Source organism: Paracoccus actinidiae (assembly GCF_030863885.1).
GTDB classification, from domain to species: Bacteria; Pseudomonadota; Alphaproteobacteria; order Rhodobacterales; family Rhodobacteraceae; genus Paracoccus; species Paracoccus everestensis.
Genome location: NZ_CP132956.1, coordinates 2,493,548 through 2,517,660, shown reverse-complemented (window position 1 = coordinate 2,517,660; position 24,113 = coordinate 2,493,548). Strand labels below are relative to the sequence as shown.

At 66.5% G+C, this 24,113-nt stretch carries 23 protein-coding genes; 11 read left to right on the top strand and 12 right to left on the bottom strand.

Annotated features, from left to right (window positions below; translation table 11 throughout):
- Positions 1-135: 135 nt before the first annotated feature.
- From glgX to Q5701_RS12510, 4 genes are read right to left on the bottom strand one after another with little or no spacing between them, the layout of a single operon-like run.
- Entirely contained in the window at positions 136-2,217 is a 2,082-nt protein-coding gene (glgX, locus tag Q5701_RS12525; RefSeq protein WP_306751330.1) for a glycogen debranching protein GlgX, read from the bottom strand.
- Positions 2,214-3,641, bottom strand: a complete 1,428-nt coding sequence (gene glgA / locus Q5701_RS12520) for a glycogen synthase GlgA (protein WP_306751329.1) — start codon at positions 3,639-3,641, stop codon at positions 2,214-2,216. The genes glgX and glgA overlap by 4 nt, the downstream gene beginning before the upstream one ends.
- Positions 3,638-4,894: a glucose-1-phosphate adenylyltransferase gene (gene glgC, locus Q5701_RS12515; RefSeq protein WP_373568551.1), complete on the bottom strand. Its 1,257-nt coding sequence runs from the start codon at positions 4,892-4,894 to the stop codon at positions 3,638-3,640. Before glgC ends, glgA begins: the two co-directional genes overlap by 4 nt.
- Positions 4,894-5,103, bottom strand: a complete 210-nt coding sequence (locus tag Q5701_RS12510) for a hypothetical protein (RefSeq protein ID WP_306751327.1) — start codon at positions 5,101-5,103, stop codon at positions 4,894-4,896. Before Q5701_RS12510 ends, glgC begins: the two co-directional genes overlap by 1 nt.
- 325 nt (positions 5,104-5,428) lie before the next feature.
- Here Q5701_RS12510 and Q5701_RS12505 point away from each other — a divergent pair, with 325 nt between their 5' ends.
- Positions 5,429-7,030, top strand: a complete 1,602-nt coding sequence (locus Q5701_RS12505) for an alpha-glucosidase family protein (RefSeq protein ID WP_306751326.1) — start codon at positions 5,429-5,431, stop codon at positions 7,028-7,030.
- Here the strand turns inward: Q5701_RS12505 and Q5701_RS12500 are convergent, their stop codons facing one another.
- Together Q5701_RS12500 and Q5701_RS12495 are read right to left on the bottom strand one after the other, a co-directional pair.
- Positions 7,031-7,213, bottom strand: a complete 183-nt coding sequence (locus tag Q5701_RS12500) for a hypothetical protein (protein ID WP_234854192.1) — start codon at positions 7,211-7,213, stop codon at positions 7,031-7,033. It abuts the gene before it with no gap.
- A 63-nt stretch (positions 7,214-7,276) separates the two neighbouring features.
- Positions 7,277-8,176, bottom strand: a complete 900-nt coding sequence (locus Q5701_RS12495; protein WP_306751325.1) for a LysR family transcriptional regulator — start codon at positions 8,174-8,176, stop codon at positions 7,277-7,279.
- Positions 8,177-8,298: 122 nt separating this feature from the next.
- Here Q5701_RS12495 and Q5701_RS12490 point away from each other — a divergent pair, with 122 nt between their 5' ends.
- The 3 genes from Q5701_RS12490 to Q5701_RS12480 are packed head-to-tail and all read left to right on the top strand — an operon-like array spanning position 8,299 to position 10,605.
- Positions 8,299-9,240, top strand: coding sequence for a ring-cleaving dioxygenase (locus tag Q5701_RS12490; RefSeq protein ID WP_306751324.1), 942 nt, complete (start codon positions 8,299-8,301; stop codon positions 9,238-9,240).
- Between the two features lie 49 nt (positions 9,241-9,289).
- Positions 9,290-9,850: an NADPH-dependent FMN reductase gene (locus tag Q5701_RS12485; RefSeq protein ID WP_306751323.1), complete on the top strand. Its 561-nt coding sequence runs from the start codon at positions 9,290-9,292 to the stop codon at positions 9,848-9,850.
- Positions 9,847-10,605 (top strand): VOC family protein, encoded by a 759-nt coding sequence (locus Q5701_RS12480; protein WP_306751322.1) that lies wholly within the window; start codon positions 9,847-9,849, stop codon positions 10,603-10,605. The genes Q5701_RS12485 and Q5701_RS12480 overlap by 4 nt, the downstream gene beginning before the upstream one ends.
- Positions 10,606-10,639: 34 nt before the next feature.
- Here Q5701_RS12480 and Q5701_RS12475 read toward each other — a convergent pair whose 3' ends face one another.
- Together Q5701_RS12475 and Q5701_RS12470 are read right to left on the bottom strand one after the other, a co-directional pair.
- The gene (locus Q5701_RS12475) at positions 10,640-10,846 is read right to left on the bottom strand and encodes a GNAT family N-acetyltransferase (RefSeq protein WP_306755405.1); all 207 of its coding nucleotides are present in this window, start codon (positions 10,844-10,846) and stop codon (positions 10,640-10,642) included.
- Between the two features lie 82 nt (positions 10,847-10,928).
- Positions 10,929-12,443, bottom strand: coding sequence for a VOC family protein (locus tag Q5701_RS12470; protein ID WP_306751321.1), 1,515 nt, complete (start codon positions 12,441-12,443; stop codon positions 10,929-10,931).
- A gap of 160 nt (positions 12,444-12,603) precedes the next feature.
- On the opposite strand from Q5701_RS12470, the gene Q5701_RS12465 reads away from it, so the two are divergent.
- The 5 genes from Q5701_RS12465 (at position 12,604) to Q5701_RS12445 (ending at position 15,852) form a co-directional block, all read left to right on the top strand.
- A complete protein-coding gene (locus tag Q5701_RS12465) occupies positions 12,604-13,545 on the top strand; it encodes a pirin family protein (protein WP_306751320.1) in 942 nt (313 codons plus the stop codon).
- A gap of 4 nt (positions 13,546-13,549) precedes the next feature.
- Positions 13,550-14,095: a DUF924 family protein gene (locus Q5701_RS12460; RefSeq protein ID WP_306751319.1), complete on the top strand. Its 546-nt coding sequence runs from the start codon at positions 13,550-13,552 to the stop codon at positions 14,093-14,095.
- Positions 14,096-14,134: 39 nt separating this feature from the next.
- The gene (locus tag Q5701_RS12455) at positions 14,135-14,758 is read left to right on the top strand and encodes a GntR family transcriptional regulator (protein ID WP_306751318.1); all 624 of its coding nucleotides are present in this window, start codon (positions 14,135-14,137) and stop codon (positions 14,756-14,758) included.
- 87 nt (positions 14,759-14,845) lie between these two features.
- The gene (locus Q5701_RS12450; RefSeq protein WP_306751317.1) at positions 14,846-15,409 is read left to right on the top strand and encodes a biotin transporter BioY; all 564 of its coding nucleotides are present in this window, start codon (positions 14,846-14,848) and stop codon (positions 15,407-15,409) included.
- Entirely contained in the window at positions 15,406-15,852 is a 447-nt protein-coding gene (locus Q5701_RS12445; protein ID WP_306751316.1) for a DUF1284 domain-containing protein, read from the top strand. Before Q5701_RS12450 ends, Q5701_RS12445 begins: the two co-directional genes overlap by 4 nt.
- On the opposite strand, the gene Q5701_RS12440 is transcribed toward Q5701_RS12445, so the two are convergent.
- Together Q5701_RS12440 and hmuQ are read right to left on the bottom strand one after the other, a co-directional pair.
- On the bottom strand, positions 15,828-17,450 hold the full coding sequence (locus tag Q5701_RS12440; protein WP_306751315.1) for an acyl-CoA synthetase: 1,623 nt from the start codon (positions 17,448-17,450) through the stop codon (positions 15,828-15,830). The two genes, Q5701_RS12445 and Q5701_RS12440, sit on opposite strands and share 25 nt — an antisense overlap.
- A gap of 21 nt (positions 17,451-17,471) precedes the next feature.
- Positions 17,472-17,792: a heme-degrading protein HmuQ gene (hmuQ, locus tag Q5701_RS12435; protein ID WP_306751313.1), complete on the bottom strand. Its 321-nt coding sequence runs from the start codon at positions 17,790-17,792 to the stop codon at positions 17,472-17,474.
- Positions 17,793-17,930: 138 nt separating this feature from the next.
- Between hmuQ and Q5701_RS12430 the strand changes: the two genes are divergently transcribed.
- Together Q5701_RS12430 and Q5701_RS12425 are read left to right on the top strand one after the other, a co-directional pair.
- On the top strand, positions 17,931-18,746 hold the full coding sequence (locus tag Q5701_RS12430) for an MBL fold metallo-hydrolase (RefSeq protein WP_306751312.1): 816 nt from the start codon (positions 17,931-17,933) through the stop codon (positions 18,744-18,746).
- Between the two features lie 55 nt (positions 18,747-18,801).
- Positions 18,802-19,491: a fumarylacetoacetate hydrolase family protein gene (locus Q5701_RS12425; protein ID WP_306751310.1), complete on the top strand. Its 690-nt coding sequence runs from the start codon at positions 18,802-18,804 to the stop codon at positions 19,489-19,491.
- Between the two features lie 223 nt (positions 19,492-19,714).
- Here the strand turns inward: Q5701_RS12425 and Q5701_RS12420 are convergent, their stop codons facing one another.
- Both Q5701_RS12420 and Q5701_RS12415 read right to left on the bottom strand, forming a co-directional pair.
- Positions 19,715-22,825, bottom strand: coding sequence for an efflux RND transporter permease subunit (locus Q5701_RS12420; RefSeq protein WP_306751309.1), 3,111 nt, complete (start codon positions 22,823-22,825; stop codon positions 19,715-19,717).
- Positions 22,826-22,831: 6 nt separating this feature from the next.
- A complete protein-coding gene (locus Q5701_RS12415) occupies positions 22,832-24,034 on the bottom strand; it encodes an efflux RND transporter periplasmic adaptor subunit (protein WP_306751308.1) in 1,203 nt (400 codons plus the stop codon).
- Positions 24,035-24,113 lie beyond the last annotated feature (79 nt).

The window sequence follows — 24,113 nt, the reverse complement described above, 5'->3', positions numbered from 1 at the left end:
GCGGGAAATCATGGGGCAATGCCATGGCCGCCAGAATAGCGCCCAAGGGTTAATTTTGTTGCCAGCTTTACCGACGGTTGGAAAGGGCTGGGCGTGCATTACGATGCGGCAATGCCCGCCGGGCGGGCGTTTCGATCAATCCCCTGCCAGATCGCACAAGACGAAGGCTGCCACGCTTTCGGCCTCGATCCGTTCGACGGGGCCTGCGGGATCGTCGGGCATCCGGTCGCGCGCGCTGTCCAGCCGCCTGCGCCAGTGGGCGCCCCGGGCGGGATCGGGCATCCGAACACTGGTGTCCCCGCCATTGTTGAAGACCAGGAACACCGCCCCCCGCAGCGCGGCATAGGCGGGGGTGCCGGAGGCCATGCGCATCTCGGCCGCCAGCAGGCGCAGGTCCGGGTCGGCCCAGTCGGCCAGCGTCATGGGCGACCCGTCGGCGCGGCGCCAGAACAGGTCGGGCAGGCCGTCCTGTTCGCGCGGGTGGCTGTGCAAAAAGCGGCGCTGCCGCAGGATCGGATGGGCCTTGCGAAAGGCGATGGCCTGGCGGCAGAAATCCAGGAAAGCCGGGTCCGCCCCGTCCCAACCGACCCAGCCTAGGGGATTGTCCTGGCAATAGGCGTTGTTGTTGCCGTTCTGGGAATTGCCCAGTTCGTCCCCCGCCAGGATCATAGGGGTGCCTTGGCTCAGCATCAGGGTGGCGATCAGGTTGCGGCGACGGCGGTCGCGCCGGGCACGGACGGCAGGATCGTCGGTCGGGCCTTCGACCCCCCCGTTGTCCGAGATGTTGTGATCGTGGCCGTCGCGGTTGTTCTCGCCATTGGCTTCGTTCTGCTTGCGGGCATAGCTGACGGTGTCCATCAGCGTGAAGCCGTCATGGGCGGCTATGAAATTGACCGATGACGTGGCGGCCCGGCCGTCATGGTCGAACCGCGCCGCCGATCCCGCGATTCGCTTGGCAAGGCGGCCGGTCACCCCGGCATCGCCGCGCCAAAAGGCACGCACTCCGTCGCGATACCGGTCGTTCCATTCGCAAAAGGGCGCCGGATATGCGCCCAGTTGATATCCCCCCGGCCCCAGATCCCAAGGTTCGGCGATCAGCTTGACGCGGTTCAGGACCGGATCCTGCTGCACGGCGCGAAAGAACGGCCCGTCCCGGTCAAAGACACCCCGCGTGCGGCCCAGCACCGAGCAGAGGTCGAAGCGGAAGCCATCGACGCGCATCACCGTGACCCAATACCGCAGGCTGTCCATCACCAGCCGCAGCGCGAACGGGCTGTCGAGGTTCAGGACATTGCCCGTTCCGGCATCGTTGACATAGAACCGCCGCTCGTCGGCCAGGCGATAATAGGCCGCGTTGTCGATGCCGCGAAGGGACAGGGTGGGGCCAAGCTCGTTTCCCTCGGCCGTATGGTTGTAAACCACATCCAGGATCACCTCGATCCCCGCCTGGTGGAACCGCGCCACCATCTGCTGGAACTCGGCGATGTCGTGGCCCTGCATATAGCGCGGCTCGGGGGCGAAGAACCCATAGGACATATAGCCCCAGTAATTCGCCAGCCCCCGGTCCGCCAGGAACCGGTCGTCGGCAAAGGCATGGACCGGCAGCAGTTCGACCGCCGTGACGCCCAGGCTGGTCAGATGGTCCAGCACCGGATCCGAGGCCATGGCCAGATAGCTGCCCGGCTGGTTTACGCCGGGATGCAGCATGGTCAGCCCCTTGACATGGGCCTCGTAGATCACGGTTTCCGTCAGGGGGCGGCGCAGGGGGCGGTCCTCGCCCCAGTCGAAGGCCGGGTCCACCACCACGCAGCGCGGCATCCGGGCGGCGCTGTCGCGGCGGTCAAAGGACAGGTCGGCATCCGGGTGGCCTGCGCGGTATCCGAACAGCGCGTCGTGGGGCTGGGGGCTGCCGGTCAGGCGCCTTGCATAAGGGTCGATCAGCAGCTTGTTGGGGTTGAAGCGATGCCCGTCGCGCGGGCGATAGGGGCCGTGGACGCGGTATCCATACCGCTGCCCCGGGGCCAGACCGGCGATGTATCCGTGCCAGATATGTCCTTCGCGTTCCGGCAGCGGGATGCGGGTTTCGCGGTCCCGGTCGTCGAACAGGCACAGCACCACCTGATCGGCGTGCTGGGAAAAGATGGCGAAGTTCACGCCGCCCCCGTCGAAGCAGGCGCCAAGCGGGAAGGGGTGCCCCGCGGTGATTGCCTGGGTCATCGCGGGGCCGTCAGCCTTGCATAAAGCGCGGCATAGGCCCGTGCCGACTGGTCCCAGCCCACGGGATGCGCCATCGCATTGTCCTGCAGCCGGGACCACGTTTCGGCGTCCCTGTAAAGCAGGCACAGCCGCGTCAACGCGCCGCGCAGCGCATCCGCCGTCACCGGGGAAAACTGCAGCCCCGTCGCCACCCCCCGCGCAAGGGCTGCGGGGGACGCGTTGATGACCGTGTCCGCCAGCCCCCCGGTCAGGCCCACGACCGGCACCGCGCCATAGCGCAGGCCATACATCTGCGTCAGCCCGCAGGGTTCGAACCGCGACGGCACAAGGATCGCGTCGCCCCCGGCGATCAGCCGATGCGACAAGGCTTCGTCATAGCCGATGCGGACCGCGACATGGGGGTTCCGTTCGCCCGCCATGCGGAAGGCGTATTCCAGACCCGGGTCGCCCGATCCCAGCAGCGCCAGTTGCCCGCCGTGATCCAGCAGCGCGGGCAGTGCCTCCAGCAGCAGATCGAGGCCCTTCTGATGCGTCATGCGCGACACGATCACGCACAAGGGGCCGTCCGCGTCGGGCAAGCCCATCTCGGCCCGAAGGGCGGCCTTGTTGGGGGCCTTCCCGCCTGGGGCGCCATAGGGCTGGATCGCCGGATCCGCCGCCGGATTCCAGGCGTCCGTGTCGATGCCGTTGAGAATGCCCGTCAGCGATTCCCGCCGATGCCGCATCACCCCGTCCAGGCCCATGCCGTATTCGGGGGTCATCAGTTCCTCGGCATAGGTGGGGGACACGGTGGTCAGGGCGTCCGCGCCCATCAGCCCGGCCTTCAGCGCCGAGATGCCGCCATAGAATTCATAGCCGTGCGGGTGGAAATGCCAGGGATCCAGGCGCAACGAATGCATCCGGCCGGGATCGGTGGATCCGGTAAAGGCGATGTTGTGGATGGTCAGCACCGTGGCCGGGCCGCCGCCCATCTGGCGCAGGTATTGGGGCACAAGGCCCCCCTGCCAGTCATGGCCGTGCAGCACCTGCGGATGCCAGCCGCCCACGCCATGGATGCCCAGATGCGCGCCGATCCAGGACAGCGCGGCAAAACGTTCAGGATTGTCAGGCCAGTCCTGCCCGCCCGGGGCCATATAGGGCGAACCCGCCCGTGCATACAGATGCGGCGCGTCGATCACCACAAGATCCAGCCCCGCCGCCTGACCCGACAGGATCCGGGCCCAGCCGCCAAAAAGGTCGTGGAAATGGGCCACCTCGGCGCCGTCCTGCAGGGCCGCCATGACGGCGGGATAGCCCGGGACCAGGGTGCGCATCTGCACCCCCTGGTCCCGCAGCGCGGCAGGCAGGGCACCCACCACATCCGCCAGACCGCCGGTCTTCACCAGCGGCGCGCATTCGGAAGCGACCGACAGGACTCGGGTCACAGGCTTGCCGCCCGCCGGTCCAGCATATCCTGGGTGATGAGGGTAATGCCCCCGTCACTGACCCGGAACCATCTTGCGTCCTGGGCCGGATCCTCGCCCACGACCAGCCCTTCGGGGATCACCACGCCCCGGTCGATCACCGCGCGGGTCAGCCGGGCGCGACGCTGCACGGTGACATAAGGCAGCGCCACGACATGATCCAACTGGGCATAGCTGTTGGTGTGAACCTGCGTGAACAGCAGCGAATTGCGGATTTCCGTCCCCGAGATGATGCAGCCCCCCGACACCATCGACGACACCGCGATCCCCCGGCGGTCCTTTTCGTCATGGATGAACTTGGCGGGCGGAACGCTTTCGGAATAGGTCCAGATCGGCCAGTCGCGGTCCCACAGGTTCAGTTCGGGGACAAAATCAGTCAGGTCGATATTGGCCTGCCAGAAGGCATCGACCGTGCCCACGTCCTTCCAATAGGCAGGCGCGCCCGGATCGCGCACGCAGGACACGTCAAAGCGGTGCGCCATGGCCTTGCCGTTCCTGACGATGGCGGGGATCAGGTCGTGGCCGAAATCGTGGCTGGAATTGGGATCCTCGGCATCCCTCAGCAGCAGGTCGCGCAGAAAGGGCCAGCTGAAGACATAGATCCCCATGGATGCCAGCGCACTGTCGGGATCGTCGGGCATCCCAGGCGGATCGGCGGGCTTTTCCAGGAACGATGTGATGCGCCCGGTTTCATCCACCGCCATCACGCCGAATGCCACAGCCTCCATCCGGGGCACGGTCAGGCAGCCTATCGTGACATCGGCGCGACTTTCGCAGTGCTCGCGCAGCATCACCTCGTAATCCATCTTGTAGATGTGATCGCCCGCCAGGATCACGATGTAATCCACGTCATAACTGTCCACGATGTCGATGTTCTGGGTCACGGCGTCCGCCGTGCCACGATACCAGTGGTCCTCGGACATCCGCTGGCTGGCAGGCAGGATGTCCATGAACTCGTTGCGCTCGGCCCGGAAAAAGTTCCAGCCGCGCTGAACGTGGCGGATCAGGCTGTGGGCCTTGTACTGGGTGGCCACGGCGATCTTGCGGATGCCGGAATTCATCGCGTTCGACAGCGCGAAGTCGATGATGCGGGTCTTGCCGCCGAAATAGACCGCCGGTTTCACGCGGCGGTCGGTCAGTTCCTTCAGGCGGCTGCCCCGCCCGCCGGCCAGCACAAAGGCCATCGCGCGCCGGGTCAATCTTATCTCGGCCATCAAACATCCTCCCCTTTATCATCCTTGCCTGCCACAAAGATTACGACCAGCAAGGGCGGCGGCACCTCCATGAAGGCGGGCTGGCCGTCCTGCGGTTCTGCCTGGGCCTTTACCCCGCCCAGGTTGCCAGCGCCTGAGCCCCCATGCGGCCCGGCATCGATGTTGATCGCCCTGTGCCAACGGCCCGGCTGGCACGCCGATGCGGACATGGGTGCGGGGCATGGGCGTGTCGCCATGAATTCGGCCCAGGGAAAACATCGCCCGGTCGGTCACCGCGCTGACGGCGGGCACGTCGGGGTTATACACGGTCGCCCAGACACCATCCAGCCCCGGGCTGTCGAATGGACGGTCGCAACGCCCCCCGGACAAGGCGGAAATACCGCCATTCGCCACTTGCAAGATGTCAGGCAGTTGTCCCATGCACCCACCTTAACCCGCCCGCGCATCAGGGCAATCCGTCACTTAACGCCGAAACGGCCTTTCCGGTGCCATGCCGGTCGTGTTCAATCCCCCCGAACGAAACAGGAGCGGCGAATGACGGAATGGTGGCGCGACGCGGTGATCTATCAGATCTATCCCCGAAGCTTTCAGGACAGCAACGGCGACGGCATCGGCGACCTGCCCGGCATCACGCGGCGGCTGGACCATGTCGCATCGCTGGGCGTGGACGCGATCTGGCTGTCGCCGATCTTCACCTCGCCCATGAAGGACATGGGTTATGATGTCAGCGATTACTGCGACATCGACCCGCTGTTCGGCACTTTGGCCGATTTCGACGCGCTTGTGGCCCGCGCGCACGACCTGGGGCTGAAGGTCATCATCGACCAGGTGATCAGCCATTCCAGCGACAAGCATCCCTGGTTCGCCGAAAGCCGCCAAAGCCGGAACAACGACCGCGCCGACTGGTATGTCTGGGCCGATCCCAATCCCGACGGCACCCCGCCCAACAACTGGCCCTCTGTCTTCGGCGGCCCGGCCTGGGAATGGGAGCCGCGGCGGCGCCAGTATTACCTGCACAACTTCCTGATCGAACAGCCCGACCTGAACCTGTGGAACCGCGACGTGCAGGACGCGCTTCTGGGCACGATGCGCTTCTGGCTGGACCGGGGCGTGGACGGGTTCCGGCTGGATACCGTCAACTTCTATTTCCACGATACCAGGCTGCGGAACAATCCGCCCAGTCCCAACCACGCTGCGCCGGATACCTATAACTACCAGCGCCATGTCTATTCCAAGAACCGGCCGGAAAACATCGCCTTCCTGAAGCGGATGCGCAAGCTGACCGACGGCTACGACGCCCGCATGATGGTGGGCGAGGTGGGCGAAAGCGGCGACACCTCGATCCGCATCATGGCCGAATACACGGCGGGGGATGACCGCCTGCATATGTGCTACAGCTTCGAGATGCTGAGCCACGAGTTCACGGCCCGCCATTTCCGCCACACGATCGAAGGCGTCCACCAAGGCGCGCCCGACGCCCATGCCTGCTGGTCCTTTTCCAACCATGACGTGTTCCGCCACGTGACACGCTGGCTGCCCCATGCGGAATCGCCCGAAGCCATGGCCCGGCAGGCGGCGGCGATGCTGCTGTCATTCCCCGGCACCATCTGCCTTTATCAGGGAGAGGAACTGGGCCAGACCGAAACCGACCTGTCCTATGACGAACTGACCGACCCCCCTGCCCTGCGTTTCTGGCCCGAGATCAAGGGCCGCGACGGCTGCCGCACCCCCATGGTCTGGGACGACAGCCCCCATGCGGGCTTTTCGACGGCCAAGCCCTGGCTGCCGGTCAAGGAACCCCAGGCAGCCCGCGCCGTGGCCGGACAGCAGGACGGCAACGACAGCGTGCTGTCAGCCTATCGCGCCACCATCGCCTTCCGTAAATCGCAGATGCCGCTGCGGGTGGGGGATACCGCATTCCTGGACCTGCCCGAACCGATCCTGGCCTTTCATCGCGGCACCGGGGACCAGGCGCTGACCTGCGTCTTCAACCTGTCCCCCAATCCGGCCACGCTGACCCTGTCGGACAAGGCGGACCTGACCGGACCATCGCAAGCCACCCTGTCGGGCAGGGTGCTGAGCCTCCCGCCGAACGGATTCGCCTGGCTGGACGGTCCGGTCGGCCTGCTGGCCTGATCAGTCGGGGTTGCGCCGCAGGAACAGTTCATAGGCCAGATAAAGACCGGCAGCCCCCGACAACAGCGCCCAGAAGGGGCTGCCGGTATAGATTTCGACCCCCGCCCAGGCCAGCGGCACCACCACGCACAACACCCGCACCCACAGGTGGCGGAAAAACGGTGCATTCGGATCAACCAGCATCTTGTACGGCTCCTGCTTTTGCCTTGGTTCAAATATCCCGGGGGTCCGGGGGCTGGCCCCCGGCTATCCCAACCCCGCCAGCCAAGGCGGAGCATCGGCAAGGGCAGCCGCCACATGGTCTATAAAGGCGCGCGTTTTCCTGGGCATCGGCCGGACCTGTGGCCAGACCACGCTGATGGGCAGGGGTTCCTGTGCCAGGCCGGGCAACAGCCGCACCAGCCGCCCGTCGCGCAGTGCGTCATGGACGATGAACATCGGCAACAGCGCCAGTCCCAGCCCGCCAATCGCCATGTCGCGCATCGCCTCGCCGTTATTGGCCGTGATCCGGCCTAGGGGAGGGGGCGGCACGTCTCCAAAGGGCCAGATATCGCCCAGCCGCGCGTTGAGATAGCCGATGGCGCGGTGGCGCGACAGATCGGCGGGGGTCTCGACCGCGCCGTGCAGGGCCAGGTAATCCGGGCTTGCCACCAGCGCGCGGGGATCGGCGCAGACCCGGCGGGCCATCAGGCTGCTGTCCTTCATCACGCCGATGCGCAGGCCCACATCGAACCCGGCCCGGCTCAGGTCGGCCAACTGGTCGTCGTAATCCAGCACGATTTCCAGCCCCGGATGGGCACGGGCAAAATCGGCGATCACCGGACCAAGATGGCGGATGCCGAAGCTCATCGGGGCGGCGATGGCCAGGCGACCGCGCAGATCTGTCTGGGCGCCCACGCTTTCGGTCGCCGCGACCAGTTCGGCCAAGGCCGGGCGCAGCCGGTCGGCCAGGGCCAGGGCGGCGTCCGTGGGCGCGATGCGGCCCGCATGGCGGGTGAACAAGGCCACGCCCAAGGCCGCCTCGAAATCGCTAATCCGCTTGCTGACGACGGATTTCGACAGATCCGCCCGCGCCGCAGCGCCCGATATGCTGCCCGCGTCCAGCACGGCCAGAAACGTCCGAATGTCGCTGATCGACCAATCCATGCGTGCACCATACCCAGCGCCCGACCGTTCGCAAGAACCGAACGCCGCATTGCCTGTCAGGCGGCTGTCCCGAACGGCCTGCCTGCGCCATATTGGGATGGAGCAAGGAAGGGAACCGCATCATGCAACTGACCGGCATCCACCACCTGACCGCGATCACCGCCGACGCGGCAGGCAACAACCGTTTCTATACTGACACCCTGGGCCTGCGCCGGGTCAAGAAGACGGTGAACCAGGACGATACCTCGGCCTATCACCTGTTCTTCGCCGATGGGGCGGGCACGCCCGGCACGGACATCACATTCTTCGACTGGCCGGCGGCCCGCGAACGGCGCGGCACGCATTCGATCAGCCGCACAGGGTTGCGCGTGGCGGAAGACAGCCTGGACTGGTGGGCCGCCCGCCTGTCCGACAAGGGCGTGACGACTGGCAAGGTCACGATGCTGGATGGCCGCGCCAGCCTGGATGTCGAGGATCCCGAAGGCCAGCGGCTGCGCCTTGTGGGCGCGCCCGACCCGGCGGGGCAGCCCTGGGATCATAGCCCCGTCCCGGCGCAGCACCAGATCCATGGGCTTGGCCCGATCACCATATCCGTCCCCGACCTGGCCCCGACCGAAGCGTTGCTGACCCAGGTCATGAACATGACCCGCCTGCGCGATTACCCCAGCCCCGACGGGCAGGGGACGGTCCATGTGTTCGCGATGGGCGCGGGCGGGGCTGCGGCGGAACTGCACGTCGCGGTGCAGCCGGGACTGCCCCCTGCGCAACAGGGGGCGGGCGGGGTCCACCACGTCGCCTTCCGCGTGCCGGACACGGCGGCGCTGACCGACTGGGCAAACCGCGTCCGCACCTTCCGCCTGCCCAGTTCCGGCGAGGTCGAGCGTTTCTATTTCCGTTCGCTTTATTTCCGCGAGCCGGGCGGAAACCTGTTCGAACTGGCGACGGACGGGCCGGGCTTCGACGTGGACGAGCCGCGCGAAACCATGGGTCAGGGCCTGTCCCTGCCGCCCTTCCTGGAAGGCAGGCGCGCCGCCATCGAGGCAGGGTTGAAACCGCTGGACTAAGCAAAGTCCCGGGGGCACCCTGTTCCCGGGTTTCACCGAAAGGACGCGCATGACCACCATCCTCGGCCTGTCGGGCAGCCTGCGCCGCGCCTCGTTGAACGGAGGGCTGCTGCGTGCGGCCCGCGACAGCGCGCCGGGCGGCGTTCAGGTAATCATCGGCGATATCACCCAGGTGCCGCTTTACAATGGCGACGAGGAAGCCGCCCGTGGCACGCCCCCTGCAGTCGCGGCGTTGCACGAACAACTGGCGCAGGCGGGCGGGCTGCTGCTGGCGACGCCCGAATACAACAACGGCATTCCGGGCGTATTCAAGAACGTCATCGACTGGATGTCGCGGGGCGAGGGGCTGGCGCTGTTCGCAGGCAAGCCCGTCGCGGTGATGGGCGCATCGCCGGGCGGGTTCGGGACCACCCAGGCGCAAACCCATTGGTGGCCGGTGCTGCGGACCTTGAAGACCCGGCCCTGGTGGGACGGCCGCCTGATGGTGTCGCGCGCGGGCGGGCTGTTCGACGCGGATGGCAACCTGACCGACGACAAGACCCGGGCGCTTGTCGCGGATTTCGTGGCGGGATTTGCCGCCAGCCTGTCCCAGGGAAAGGATCGGCCATGACCCCCGCCATCGACCATGTCGCCCTGACCGTGCGCGACCTGCCCGCCATGACGGCGTTCTATCGCGACGCGCTTGGCCTGACCTCGCTGGGCGGCGACGGCGAAAGCGCGCGGCTTGGCGCGGGTGGCCGCATCTTGCTGGAATTGCGCGGCGACCGCACTGCCCGGCCCTGCGATCCGCGCCAGGCCGGATTGTTCCACACCGCCTTCCTGCTGCCCGAACGCGCCGATCTGGCCCGCTGGCTGCGCCATGCGGCGGAAACACGCGTTCCGTTGACCGGTGCCAGCGACCACGGTGTCAGCGAGGCGCTCTATCTCGACGATCCCGAGGGCAACGGCATCGAGATTTATTGGGACCGTCCGCCGTCCGACTGGATCCGCGATGGCGACCGGATCGAAATGTTCACGCACAGGCTGGATCTGGACGACCTGCTGTCGGCCCCGGAGGCCCCCTGGCAAGGCCTGCCCCAGGGCAGCGCCATCGGCCATGTCCATCTGCAGGTCGGCGATCTTGACCGGGCGGACGCTTTCTTTTCGGACGACCTTAGCCTGACCCGCACCTTTGATGCCCATGGCGGCGCCTGGTACGGCTGGAACGGTTATCACCACCACCTTGCCGGGAATACCTGGAACAGCCAGGGCGCAGGGATGCGCGATGCGGGAATGGCGGGCCTGGCCGAGGTGGCCGTTCACGATCCCGCCCGCGCGGGACAGCAGATTGCCGATCCCTGGGGAACCCCGTTCAGCTTCGTCTGACGGCCTTCACGGCATGGTGTGGTAACGCATTACCTTACGCAAAAGCATCCGCCCATTCGGGATGCCGGGCAAAGCGCGCCGCGACATAGGAACATCGCGGCACGATCCGAAACCCCGACTTGCGCGCATCGGCGACCATGGCATCCACCAAGGCCGCCGCCGCGCCGGTGCCGCGCAGCGCCTCGGGCGCGCCGGTGTGGTCGGCGCTGACCCGGTCCGGGCCGTGCCGGGTGAAGGTCAGTTCAGCCTAGGCGTCGATTCCCGCGATCCGGGCGACATAGCGGCCGTGGCGGGCGTCGGTGTCTTCCCTGGTGATCGTCACTTCAGCCATGATCTGCCCCTGTCATCCAGTCTGCCGCCGCCGCCAGATCATCGGCGGTCAGGTCATGTCCCGCCTGCACGACGCGGGCATCCAGGTCGGCCCCCTGCCGGGACAGCCAGTCGTTCAGGCGCGGCGCATGGGGACCATAGGGGTCGCGCGCCCCGGTCAGCGTCAGCACCGACAGGCCGGTCAGGTCGGCTTGCGGCAGATCCTCCAGCACCGCCATGGGGCGCATCAGGATCGCACGGCGGATCAGCCCCGGCTGCAACCCCATCACAGCGGCGGCGAAGTTCGCGCCATTGCTGTATCCCATCACCGTGATCCGCGCCGGATCCAGGTCATAGGCGGCAAGCGCGCCGGTCCAGAAACCGGCGAAAACCTCGGCCTCGGCGCGGATGTCGTCCTGATCGAAGCTGGTCATGGAAATGCGGCGAAAGAACCGCGCCACGCCTTCCTCGGTCGAACGGCCCCGCACGCCCAGCAACGTGGCATGGGGCGCGATGCGGTGGGCCAGGGGCATCAGGTCGGCCTCGGTCCCGCCGGTGCCGTGCAGCAGCACCATGGCCGAGCCGTCCCGCTGATCGGGCTGGCGCAGCCGATGCACAAAGGGAAGTTGTCTCATCCTTGTCCTTTCCTCGCCCGGGCGGGCGAATTGCGGCAAGCGCAGGTGCAGGTCGACGGTATCCGCGACATGGGGCGGGATCATCAGGGTCCGGCCCAGGCCGCCCGGTTCGTCCACCGCCATGCCGGGACCGTCGGTCGCCAGTTCGATCAAGGTATCGCCCGGTTCGCGAACGTAAAGCGAGGTGAAATACTTGCGGTCATGCACCGTCACATCGCCCATGTCCCGCAAGGCACGCCGGTGGTCCCCCAATGCCGCAAGATCGGGCACCCGCAGCGCCACATGGTCGATCACGCCCGTTCCCGGGATGCCCGGCACAAAGCCGGTTGCGTCGCGGATGTCGATGGCGTCGGTGTCGGACAGCAGCCGGGTCAACCCGCCTTCGGCCCCGCCATGGCGATAGCCGAAGGGCCGCAGGAACGCGGCGGTCTGTTCGGGCACCCCGGACCAGATCGTGACGGACCGAATGCGGGCGGGGGCGGCGGGCCAGCCGGTATCGGCGGTGTCCGTACCCGTCAGCTTGACGATGATGCCGTCGGGATCCTTCAGCCGCAGCACAGGCTCGTCCCATTCGCGGACCGGGCCTTCGACGCGCAACCCGCGCTGCATGGCGCGGGTCAGCCAGTCGCCGATCCGGGCGCGGGGAATTGCAAGGGCAATCTCCGTCACGCGGCCATGGCCCACCCGTCCTGCCGCGCCGTCCTGCCAGGCCAGAAAGCTGACCAGGCTGCCGGGGCTGCCGGCGGGGTTGCCATAGAACAGGTGCAACTGCTCCGCATCCTCGAACCCGGCGGTCTGCTTGACCAGGGATAGGCCCAGAAAGCCCATCCAGAAATCAACATTGGCCTGAACGTCGCGGGTGATCGCCGTGACATGATGGATTCCGCTGGGCATCGCACACCTCTGGTTCAAACAGTTGCCCCCAAGATGCGGTTCCTGACCCTTGTCCGCCATCCGTCCCCTTGCTGACACGGCGTTCGGCCAGGGCGAACGATTTTTACCTTCGGGTTCTGCCGCATCGGACCTATCCTGATCGCAGCAACAGGAGGCCCCGATGAGCTGGAACCCCGCCCTGACGCCCGGCTGCCCCGACGAGGTCGGCCCGGACGCCATCGAGACGCTGATCATCCCCCGCGCCCGCGACATCGGCGGGTTCGAGGTGCGCCGCGCCCTTCCCGCCCCCAAGCGGCAGATGGTCGGGCCGTTCATCTTCTTCGACCAGATGGGACCGGCGGAATTCCTGACCGGGCGCGGTGTCGATGTGCGTCCCCACCCCCATATCGGCCTGGGCACCGTCACCTATCTGTATCGCGGCGACTTTCATCACCGCGACAGCATCGGCACCGATCAGGTCATCACGCCGGGCGCGCTGAACTGGATGGTTGCGGGGCGCGGCGTCACGCATTCCGAACGCACCTCCGCCGCTGGGCGCGAAGGGCCGCACAGCCTGTTTGGCATCCAGACCTGGATCGCCCTGCCCGAGACGCACGAGGACATGGCGCCCGTTTTTGAACACCATGGGCGCGACGCCCTGCCGGTGATCCGCAATCAGGGCATCGAGGCGCGGCTGATCCTGGGCCGGGCCTATGGTGAAACGGCGCCTGCGACGCTGTATTCCGACACCTTCTATCTGGACGTGGTGCTTGGTCCACGCGCCCGCTTTCCCCTGCCCGTCGATCACGAGGATCGCGGCATCTATGTCACCCAGGGCAGCATCCGCATCGCCGGACAGGACTTCGAGGCCGGGCAGATGATGGTGTTCCGCCCAGGCGACGCGATCACCGTGCAGGCGGGCGACCGGGGCGCGCGCCTGATGGCCCTTGGCGGGGAAACGCTGGACGGGCCGCGCCATATCTGGTGGAACTTCGTGGCATCGTCGCGCGAACGCATAGACGAGGCGAAACGCCAATGGCGGGCGGAACGTTGGGGCCAGGGCCTGTTCGACCTGCCGCCCACCGACCGGGCCGAACATATCCCCTTGCCGGAAAGGAACTGAACCCATGACAACAAAGACCGCGCAAGACGTGCTGGACTTCTGGTTTTCCGAAGACGTGGCGCCGAACTGGTTCGTCAAGTCCGATGACATCGACGCCGCGATCCGGGACCGGTTCGCCGACACCTATCAGGCCGCGCATCGCCGGGAACTGGACGGCTGGGCCGAAACGCCCCAAGGCGCGCTTGCCCTGGTGATCGTGCTGGACCAGTTCCCCCGCAACATCTTCCGCGGCAGCGGGCGGGCCTTCGAGTCAAACGACATCGTCCTGGACCACGCCCGCAAGGCCTTAGATGCGGGCTTTGACCAACAGGTGGATGCAAGGGCACGGCAGTTCTTCTATCTGCCCTTCATGCACAGCGAGGATCTGCCCGACCAGACCCGGTCGGTGGAACTTTACGAGGCCTTGGGCAATGCAAACAACCTGGATTACGCCATCCAGCACCGCGACATCGTTGAACGGTTCGGCCGCTTTCCGCATCGCAATGCTGCCCTGGATCGCCCGAACACCCCGGACGAGGATGAATTCCTGAAAACCCACAAGGGGTTCTGACCGCTGGACGGCAAGCGGTGACCGGATTATCTATAATCCATGACACAGGAACCCCTTGCCCATCGCATCAGTCAGGAACTGGCTGACCGCATCATATCCGGCCAGATCGCGCCGGGGGAACGCCTGCGCCAGGATCACATCGCCGCCGAGTTCGGCGCCAGCCATGTTCCCGTGCGAGAGGCGTTCCGTCACCTGGAAAGCCGGGGCCTTGCCGTCAGCGAGCCCCGGCGCGGCTTTCGCGTCGCGGGCTTTTCCCCCGCCGAGGTGCGCGAAGTGGCCGAGATGCGCGCAGCCCTCGAGGTTCTGGCCTTGCGCCATGCCGCGCCCCACCTGACTCCCGCGATCCTGGACCGGGCCGAGGAGGCCACGCGGGCGGGCGATCATGCGGGCGATATCCAGGCCTGGGAAGAGGCCAATCGCCAGTTTCACCGGCTGATCCTGGGTCCCTGCGGGATGCCGCGCCTGCTGAAATCCATCGCCGATCTGCACAGTGCAAGCGCGCGGTTCCTGTTTTCCGGATGGCGCGCGGAATGGGAGGCGCCGACTGATCGCGACCACCGCGCCATCCTGCACGCCCTGCGGTCGGGCGACTTGGACCGCGCCTGCGCCGTGCTGGCACGGCATCTGCAATTCAGCGGCCAGCGGCCCTGGACACGACGCTGAACGCCCCTCTTGATGGAATAGATAATTCATGGATTATCTGATCACGACTATTCCATAATTATCTATAAAATAGACAGAGGGACGATCATGTCAGCCTTGAACTTTTTCAGCCCCGTGGATCTTCACACCCGGTCCCTGCCCGTCCGCCTGCTTGCCATGGCTATTGGCACGGTCCTGCTGGCCATCTCGTCGCGCATCGAGGTGCCGATGGTGCCGGTGCCGATTACCATGCAGACCTTTACCGTGGCGATGATCGGCGCGCTGTATGGCTGGCGGCTGGGCACGCTGACGGTGCTGGCTTGGCTGGGACAGGCGGCCCTGGGCCTGCCGGTTCTGGCGGGCGGCGCGGGGGGTCTTGCCCATTTCGCGGGACCGACCGGCGGCTATCTTGTGGCCTTCGCGGTGATGGCCGCGCAGATTGGCTGGCTGGCGGAACGCGGCTGGAACGGCGACCGGGCCGCGCTGGCCTTCCTGTCGATGCTGGCGGGCAACCTGATCTGCCTGGCCTTGGGCGCGGCCTGGCTGTCGCGCGGCATCGGCTGGGACGCGGCGATCACCCATGGCGTGCTGCCGTTCCTGATCGGCGGGGCGCTGAAATCCGCCGTGGGCGCGCTTGCGCTGCGCCAGTTGGGCCGTGCGCGCCGCGCATGACGGTCCGCCTTCGCGCGCATCACCTGCTCTGCCTGCTGACTTGGGCGGGCAAGGGCTACAGCCCCGCCTTCACGGCGGGGTTCACCACCATTGCCACCCGCATCGCGGCGGGCGAGGCGGTGGTGCTGGTGGACGGCCCCGACGATGTCTGCGCGCCGATGCTGGACGATCCCGGCTGCCATTGCCGGGGCGGCAGCGTGGCGCGGCGTGACGCGCAGGCTGCCCGCGATGTGGGTGCTTTTGTGGGCCACCCGCTATCGGCCGGGCAGCGGCTGGTGCTGGACCCTGCCACGCTGGACCGGATGCGCCGGGCCTTCGCGGGCGGTGCGATCCGCACCGCCTGCACGGGCTGCGAATGGTCCGGCCTGTGCCGCGACATCGCCGATGACGGCTTTGCAGGGGCGGTCCTGCCCGCCCCTCAGCCAGACAGGCTGCGGGCCTGATCGCGCAGCACGAACTTCTGGATCTTGCCGGTCGAGGTCTTGGGCAGCGGCCCGAACACCACCGACTTCGGCGCCTTGTAATGGGCCATGTGGTCGCGGCAGAAGGCGATGATATCGGCTTCCGACGCATCCTTGCCGGGGCGCAGGTCCACGAAGGCGCAAGGGGTTTCGCCCCATTTGGCATCGGGGCGCGCGACCACCGCGGCCTCGTTCACCGCCGGGTGGCGGTACAACACGTCCTCGATTTCCACCGACGAGATGTTTTCCCCCCCCGAGATGATGATGTCCTTGCTGCGGTCCTTGATCTCGACATAACCGTCGGGATGCATCACGCCCAGATCGCCGGTGGCAAACCAGCCGCCGCGAAAGGCCTTGGCGGTCGCCTCGGGGTTCTTCAGGTATCCGCGCATCACGTTGTTGCCGCGCATGAAGATCTCGCCCAGCGTCTGGCCGTCATGGGGAACGGGGGCCAGTGTCTCGGGATCGGCCACCATCAGCCCGCCAAGCGCCGCATTGCGCACCCCCTGCCGCGCCTTCAGCCGCGCCCGCCGATCCGGCGGCAGGTCGTTCCATTCCGGCTTCCAGACGCAGACGACCGAGGGGCCATAAACCTCCGTCAGGCCATAGACATGGGTCACCTCGACGCCCATATCCTCCATCGCCTGGATCACGGCGGCGGGGGGCGAGGCACCGGCGGTCATCACCTTCACGGGATGATCAAAGCGCTTCAGATGCGCGTTCTGGGCCAGCATGTTCAAAACGATGGGCGCGCCGCAGAAATGCGTGACGCCCTCGCCTGCGATCAGGTCGAAGATCGGTTCTGCCCGGACGGCGCGCAGGCAGACCGAGGTTCCGGCATTCGCGGCCATCGCCCAGGGAAAGCACCAGCCGTTGCAGTGAAACATCGGCAGCGTCCACAGATAGACCGAATGCGCGGGCATCCCCCAGTCCTGCAGCTGAGAAATCGCGTTCAGCGCCGCCCCCCGGTGGTGATAGACGACGCCCTTGGGATTGCCGGTCGTCCCCGAAGTATAGTTCAGCGCGATCGCATCCCATTCATCGGCAGGCGGCTGCCAGTCGAAGCCGGGATCGCCCTCGGCCAGCAGGGCCTCGTAATTCAGGTGGCCCATGGGATCGCCATGGGTGATCGTGGGATCCAGGATGTCCACGACCAGCTTGTTGTCGCAGCCCTTCAGCGCCTCGCGCGCAAGAGGGGCGAATTCGCTGTCCACCAGCAGGGCCTTGGCCTCACCGTGCTGCAGGATGAAGCGGACGGTTTCCGCGTCCAGCCGCGTGTTGATCGCGTTCAGCACCGCCCCCAGCATGGGGACGCCGAAATGGGCCTCGTAAAGCTCGGGGATGTTGGGGGCGATCACTGCCACCGTGTCGCCCCGCCCGATCCCGCGCGCCGCCAGCGCAGAGGCCAGGCGGCGGCAGCGGTCATGGATCTGACCCCAGGTCCGCCGGACCGGGCCATGGACCAGGGCCAGCCGGTCGGGATGGATCGCCGCGGTGCGGGCCAGGAAATCCAAGGGCGTCAGAGCGGTGAAATTGGCCGCGCAGGCGTCGAGGCCCTGGTCAAAGATGGTGTTGGTCATGTCCCCTCCCCTTTTATGCGGTCAGCCAGCCCGGCCGATATGCTGGATCGCGGTGAAGCCTTCGAAGCGGGGACCGCCTTCATACAGCTTTTTCGTCTCGCCCGCCCGGGCATGGGCGTCGCGGAACTGCTGGCTGCGGGTCCAGCCGATGAAATGTTCCTCACTCTCCCAGACCGTGTGCGAGGCATAAAGCCGCCGCCCGTTCTCCTCGGGGCCTTTCAGCATATGGAATTCGACAAAGCCCGGCAGGCTGTCCAGCTTGCTGTCGCGCGACAGCCACAGCGCCTCGAATTCTTCGGCATTCTCGACGGGGACGGTAAAGCGGTTCATGGCGATGAACATGGGGACACTCCTTTTTGCCGGCGATCCTGCCGATCTTGCCGTCATGGATAAGCCCCGACCCGGCGCCTGTCACGCGCTTGTGACGGGGCACGCGGACGTTCCGCGTTACGCTTTTCGCGATCTTTCCAGGGGACGACCATGCGCCTTGCCCTTGCCGCTGCCGTGATCGCCGTTCTGCCGCTGGCCGCGCAGGGTCAGGAACGCAGGCCCAGCCATTGCATCGCGATTGCCAACGGACCCGAGCATGTCCAGCAGGCAGCCTGGTCCGATCCGGTGCCGGATCGGTCGGTCAGGCTGTCATACCTGGGACATGCGATGTTCCTGATCCAGACGCCGGGGGGCTTGGACATCGTCACCGACTTCAACGGCAACCTACATCCCGACGCGCCAGTGCCGGACGTGGTGACGATGAACCGCGCCCATTCCAGCCACTGGACAGACCAGATCGACGGGATCGAACACGTGCTGCGCGGCTGGTCGGACCAGTTCGGCATCGCTGCCGATCACTACCTGACGCTGGGCGACACGCTGATCCGCAACGTGCCGACCGACATCCGGTCCTTTGGCACGGTCGAGGAAGGCGGCAATTCGATCTTCGTCTTCGAGGCGGGCGGGCTGTGCATCGCGCATCTGGGCCACCTGCATCACGAACCCACCGACGAGGATTACGCCCGCCTTGGCCGCGTCGATGTCCTGTTGGTGCCGGTGGACGGCAGCTATACGATGGAGCAGGCGGCGATGATGCGCGTCGTCAGCCGCCTGAACAGTTCCGTGGTGATCCCGATGCACTGGTTCGGCCCCGCACGGCTGGAAACTTTCCTGACCGGCATGTCGGGCCAGTTCGCCATCCAGCGACCGGGGGGCAGCGATTACCTGGCATCCCTGCGCGGGCTGCCGGACAGGCCGACAGTGGTGGTGCTGGAACCGGCATCCTTGGGGCGAAGCTGGCCTTGACGGGGACGGGGCGCGGCAACACTCTGCCCGCCGAACCAGCGAAGGCCTGCGCCCCATGTCCGATTTCGTCATTCCGCCCACAGCCATTCCGTCCCTGCCCGTGGCAGGCGACAGCCGCCGCTTTCCGGTGCGCCGGATCTATTGCGTGGGCCGCAACTATGCCGACCACGCGCGCGAGATGGGCCATGACCCGGATCGCGAACCCCCGTTCTTCTTTTCCAAGCCAGCCGACACGCTGCTGTCAGGGGACGCCGACCTGCCCTATCCGCCCCAGACGGGCGACCTTCATTTCGAGGCGGAACTGGTCGTGGCGCTTGGCGCAGGCGGGGGGGACATTGCACCTGACGACGCGCAGGGGCTGATCTGGGGCTATGCCGCCGGCAACGACTTCACCCGTCGCGATTTGCAGGCGGCGGCGAAGAACGCCGGGCGGCCCTGGGATCTGGCCAAGGGCTTCGATCTGTCGGCAGCCTGCGGGCTGCTGCATCCCGCCAGCCAGACAGGCGCGCTGAACGGCGGGCGGATCGCGCTGACGGTCGATGGCGCCATCCGGCAGGAGTCGGATTTGTCGCAGATGATCTGGCCCGTCGCCGATGTCATCGCCCATCTGTCGCAGTCGGTGCGGCTGGAGCCGGGCGATTTGATCTTCACCGGCACCCCGGCAGGGGTGGGGGCGGTCACGCACGGGCAGGTCGTGACGGTCGAGATCAAAGGGCTGACGCCGCTGGTGACGCGGATCGTCTGACGGGCAGGCGAAAGGTGCGTGCAAGCACGCACCCTACGGTGCATTTCCCTGCGCCGATCGCCACCCGTAGGGTGCGTGTTCACACGCACCATCCTTCGCCAAACCGGCCCGAGCGGCGGGCACCGGCACGGGACCAGGCAAGGCACTCGGATCTGGCCGGACCGCTGCGCAGGCCCAGCGTCCTAAACGGAATCAGCCAGCGCGGGGCGGTGCATTCGGAAACTCATGCGGGCTTCCGCCTTCTTTTCTTCACAAGCTCGACCGCCTTCAGCACGGCCACATAGAAGACCGGCACCAGAAAGATCCCGATCACGGCGGATGACGCCATGCCGCCCAGAACCCCGATCCCGATGGAGTTCTGCGCCCCCGCCCCCGCGCCGCTGGCGATGGCCAGGGGCAGAACGCCCAGCATAAAGGCAAAGGTGGTCATCAGGATCGGACGCAGGCGCATCTTGGATGCCTCGATGGAGGCCTCCAGCAGGGGGCGGCCCTGCGCCACCAGCGATTGCGCGAATTCCACGATCAGGATGGCGTTTCGCGCGGCAAGGCCGATGGTCGTCAGCAAGCCCACCTTGAAATAGACGTCATTCGACTGGTCGAAGAACAAGGCCGCAGCCAGGGCGCCCAGGATGCCCACCGGCACGGTCATCATCACCGCAAGCGGCACCGTCCAGCTTTCGTAAAGCGCGGCAAGCGCCAGGAACACGACCAGGGCAGACAGCGCGAACAGCACCGGCGCCTGGTTGCCCGACAGCCTTTCCTGATAGGAGAGGCCCGTCCAGGCGGTCCCGTAACCGCCGTCCATTCCGGCCACCATCTCCTCCATCGCGTCCATGCCCGCGCCGGACGACAGCCCTTGGGCCGAGGCGCCCGACAGTTCCAGGGCACGGGTGCCGCCATAGCGGGCCAGGGCCTGGGGTTCCTGATCCCAGACCTGGGTGGAAAAGGCCCCGAAATTCACCATGTCGCCGTCCGAATTACGGGCGAACCAGCGGTCGATATCCTCGGGCTGGGACCGGGCATAAGCCTCGCCCTGGACGATCACCGGGCGCAGCTCAGAGCCAAGCGCAAAATCGTTCACGTCCCGGCCCGAAAAGATCACGGACAGCATCGCGTTCACCTCGGATATGGACAGGCCAAAGGCCGCAGCCTTCTGCTGGTCGATGTCCAGGCGCAGGGAGGTCTGGAAGGGCGCCTCGTTCCCGCGCAGGTTGGTGACGCGCCCATCTGCTTGCGCGGTGGCGACAAGCTGGTCGGCGGTGGCGGACAGGGCTTCCTGGCCTTGGCCCGACTGGTCCAGCAGATACATGGAAAAGCCGGACGACGCACCCATGCCGGGGATCGAGGGCGGTTGCAGGAAATAAGCCTGCCCCGCGCGGTTATTCATGAAGAAATACCCGTTCGCGCGCGCCACAAGGGATGCCACGTCCAGGCCCGGCCGATCCTCGTATTCGCGCAGCTTGGCAAACAGCATGGCGTTGTTCTGGCCCGACCCGCCGAAGCTGAAGCCCAGGACGGAAAAAGTCGATTCGACCGTGTCGGATTCTTGGACGCGCAGGTATTCCTCGACCTTTTCGACCAGGGCCTGGGTTGCGGCGGTGGTGGATCCGTCGGGCGTCTGGATCATCACCATCATCACGCCCTGATCCTCGTCCGGCAGAAAGGATCCGGGCAGTTTGCCGTAAAGCGCCCCGGCCCCGAAGCCGATCGCCACCAGCACCACCAGCATCCGAAACGGACGGCGCACCAGCCGCGACACCGCTGCGCCATAGCCGTTGGTGGCGCGGTCAAGGTTTCGGTTGAACCAGCGGGCGGGTGCGATCCCGTCGCCATGCTTGCGCGGGCGCAGCAGGCTGGCGCACATGGCAGGCGTCAGGATCACGGCCACGCCCAGCGACAGCACCATGGCGGTGATGATCGTCAGCGAGAACTGGCGATAGATCACCCCTGTCGCCCCCGACATGAAGGCCATGGGCAGGAACACCGCCGACAGCACCATCACGATGCCGACCAGGGCCGAGGTGATCTCGTCCATGCTTTTCTGCGTGGCCTCGACGGGGCCAAGGCCTTCCTCCTCCATCACGCGCTCAACGTTTTCGACCACGACGATGGCGTCATCGACCAGCAGGCCGATGGCCAGCACCAAGGCGAACATGGTCAGGGTGTTGATGGAAAAGCCCGCCGCCGCCAGCACGCCAAAGGTGCCCAGAAGTACGACCGGGATGGCGACCACCGGGATGATGGTGGCGCGCCAGCTTTGCAGGAAGGCCAGGATCACCAGGAAGACCAGCACCACGGCCTCGGCCAAGGTCTTGTAGACCTGGTGGATCGACTTTTCGACAAAGGGCGCGGTGTCATAGGGATAGACGACCTGCACCCCCGCTGGCAGGGACGGGGCAACGGTGTCGATGACTGCGCGCACAGCATGGGCGGTATCGACCGCATTCGCCCCCGTCGCCAGGTTCACGCCGAAACCCGCCGCCGGGTTGCCGTTGTACCGCGCAGCCCCGCCATAGGATTCCTGCCCGATCTCGATCCGGGCGACATCCCCCAGGAAGACGGTCGACCCATCCGGGTCCACCCGCAACAGGATCCGCTCGAATTCGGGAACGGATGAAAACTGCGACTGCGCCGACAAGGTCATGGTCAGCCGCTGCCCTTCGGCGCTGGGTTCGGCGCCCAGGTCGCCTACGGTGACATTGCTGTTCTGTTCGGACACGGCTGCGGTCACATCCGCGGGCGTGACCTGGTATTGCGCCATCTTCATCGGATCCAGCCAGATGCGCATCGCATAGCCCGACCCGAAGGTGTTGATCGATCCGACGCCCGGCGTCCGCTTGACCGGATCCTCGATCATCTGGGACACTAGGTCGCCCAGTTCGACCGTCGAATGGCTGCCATCGCTGCTGGTCAGCGCCCCCACCAGCAGGATCGACGAAGTCGAGCGCGACACGTTCACGCCCTGGCTCTGCACGATGTCGGGCAGTTGGCTGGTGACCAGTTGCAGCTTGTTCTGGACCTGGACCTGCGCGATGTCGGGATCGACCGTGTCGTCAAAGGTCAGCGACACCGAGGCAGATCCCGGCGTCGAATTGGAGGTCATGTAGATCAGGCCGTCGATCCCTGTCATCCCGTCCTCGATCACGGTGGTGACGGAATTTTCCACGATCTCGGCGGATGCGCCGGTATAGCTCGCGCTGATGCGGACGGTGGTGGGGGCGATCTGGGGATATTGCTCGATCGCCAGGGATTGCAAGCCGAGGGCGCCGACCAGCATGGTCACAAAGGCCAGAACCCAGGCAAAGACGGGGCGGTGGATGAAAAAGCGGGCCATGCGCGGTTACTCTGCCGGGGCAGCTTCGGCCGCCTTGGGCTGGGCCGGGGCATCCGGGGCCGGGGGATCGGGCTGTTCGCGGACCACGCCGTTTTCGTCCAGCGTGACCGGCACGGCCGTCACCGCCGCGCCTTCGCTCAGCGCGGCCAGGTTGTCGACCGCCAGCAGGTCGCCGGGTTCCAGCCCGTCGGTCACGATCCAGTGGTTTCGATAGCTGCCGTCATCGGTCAGGTTCACCTGCACGGCTTTGTTGTCGCGCACGACCCAAGCCGTCAGTTGGCCGGTCTTGCCGCGCGTTGCGGCGTTCTGCGTGACCAGGAAAGCCTCGGTCGTGCCCAGGTCGATCTGGCCGCGCAGGAACATTCCCGGCAGGATCAGGCGGCGCGGGTTGTCGAAGCGGAACCGCGTGTCCACCGCCCCGGTCGAGGTCGAGACGGTAAAGCCCGGCGCGACCAGTTCCCCGGTCGCCGCATAGGTTTCGCCGGTTTCCAGCGTCAGGGTGGCTTGCAGCCGTTCGTTCAGTTGCAGCCTCCCTTCGCTGATGTCCTCGCGCAAGGACAGCATCCGGGCCGAGGGCTCGTACATATCCACCTCGATCGGGTCGAGGCTGGTGACGGTGGCAAGCGCCTGGGCCTGGCCCGCCGTGACCAGATCGCCCACAGACACCGCCGCCACACTGGCCATGCCGTCGATGGGGCTGGTCACGGTGGTCCAGCCCAGTTCGGCCTGCGCCAGGGTCAGCGCGGCCTCGGCCGCTTGCAGCGCGGCCTCGGCCTGTTCCAGGGTGGCGCGCGATTCGTCCACCTGCGCCTGCGTGGTGCCCGATCCCAGCAACTGTTCGGTCCGCCCAAAGGAGGTCTGCGCCTGCGTCAGCGCCGCCTGGGCAGAGCTTACCTGGGCCTGGGCGCTTTTCAGGTTTGCCTCGTAGGTGGTCGGGTCGATGCGGAACATCGGCGCGCCCGTTTCAAGTGCGGTGCTGGGCTTGTACAGGATTTCCGTCACCAGCCCGCCGACCCTGGGGCGAATCGCCGCTTCGGATTGCGCCACTGCGCGACCGGGAAGCGTCAGGATGCGCGGCACCAGCTGGGGCTGCACCTGGACCACGCCGACTTGGGTCGGGGGCGTCTGATCCTGTTGCGCCTGGGCCGGCAGGGACAGAAACCACAAGGCAAGAAAGGAAACGCATACCACTGGGCGGATTCGGGACATCGGATGATTCCTCTTGAAAGGGCGCCAGAACGGCAATGCTTGGTGGCCTTGTTGCACGGTCATGCACAGTGTGCAATAT

Coding starts and splice junctions, on each gene's coding strand:
- Q5701_RS12460 (WP_306751319.1), top strand. CDS start 13,550: ATGACAACAAAGACCGCGCAAGACGTGCTGGACTTCTGGTTTTCCGAA.
- Q5701_RS12415 (WP_306751308.1), bottom strand. CDS start 24,034: ATGTCCCGAATCCGCCCAGTGGTATGCGTTTCCTTTCTTGCCTTGTGG.
- Q5701_RS12495 (WP_306751325.1), bottom strand. CDS start 8,176: ATGGATTGGTCGATCAGCGACATTCGGACGTTTCTGGCCGTGCTGGAC.
- Q5701_RS12510 (WP_306751327.1), bottom strand. CDS start 5,103: ATGTCCGCATCGGCGTGCCAGCCGGGCCGTTGGCACAGGGCGATCAAC.
- Q5701_RS12440 (WP_306751315.1), bottom strand. CDS start 17,450: ATGACCAACACCATCTTTGACCAGGGCCTCGACGCCTGCGCGGCCAAT.
- Q5701_RS12450 (WP_306751317.1), top strand. CDS start 14,846: ATGTCAGCCTTGAACTTTTTCAGCCCCGTGGATCTTCACACCCGGTCC.
- Q5701_RS12465 (WP_306751320.1), top strand. CDS start 12,604: ATGAGCTGGAACCCCGCCCTGACGCCCGGCTGCCCCGACGAGGTCGGC.
- Q5701_RS12430 (WP_306751312.1), top strand. CDS start 17,931: ATGCGCCTTGCCCTTGCCGCTGCCGTGATCGCCGTTCTGCCGCTGGCC.
- Q5701_RS12470 (WP_306751321.1), bottom strand. CDS start 12,443: ATGCCCAGCGGAATCCATCATGTCACGGCGATCACCCGCGACGTTCAG.
- Q5701_RS12420 (WP_306751309.1), bottom strand. CDS start 22,825: ATGGCCCGCTTTTTCATCCACCGCCCCGTCTTTGCCTGGGTTCTGGCC.
- Q5701_RS12425 (WP_306751310.1), top strand. CDS start 18,802: ATGTCCGATTTCGTCATTCCGCCCACAGCCATTCCGTCCCTGCCCGTG.
- Q5701_RS12485 (WP_306751323.1), top strand. CDS start 9,290: ATGACCACCATCCTCGGCCTGTCGGGCAGCCTGCGCCGCGCCTCGTTG.
- glgX (WP_306751330.1), bottom strand. CDS start 2,217: ATGACCCAGGCAATCACCGCGGGGCACCCCTTCCCGCTTGGCGCCTGC.
- Q5701_RS12480 (WP_306751322.1), top strand. CDS start 9,847: ATGACCCCCGCCATCGACCATGTCGCCCTGACCGTGCGCGACCTGCCC.
- glgC (WP_373568551.1), bottom strand. CDS start 4,894: ATGGCCGAGATAAGATTGACCCGGCGCGCGATGGCCTTTGTGCTGGCC.
- Q5701_RS12445 (WP_306751316.1), top strand. CDS start 15,406: ATGACGGTCCGCCTTCGCGCGCATCACCTGCTCTGCCTGCTGACTTGG.
- hmuQ (WP_306751313.1), bottom strand. CDS start 17,792: ATGTTCATCGCCATGAACCGCTTTACCGTCCCCGTCGAGAATGCCGAA.
- Q5701_RS12505 (WP_306751326.1), top strand. CDS start 5,429: ATGACGGAATGGTGGCGCGACGCGGTGATCTATCAGATCTATCCCCGA.
- Q5701_RS12490 (WP_306751324.1), top strand. CDS start 8,299: ATGCAACTGACCGGCATCCACCACCTGACCGCGATCACCGCCGACGCG.
- Q5701_RS12500 (WP_234854192.1), bottom strand. CDS start 7,213: ATGCTGGTTGATCCGAATGCACCGTTTTTCCGCCACCTGTGGGTGCGG.
- Q5701_RS12455 (WP_306751318.1), top strand. CDS start 14,135: ATGACACAGGAACCCCTTGCCCATCGCATCAGTCAGGAACTGGCTGAC.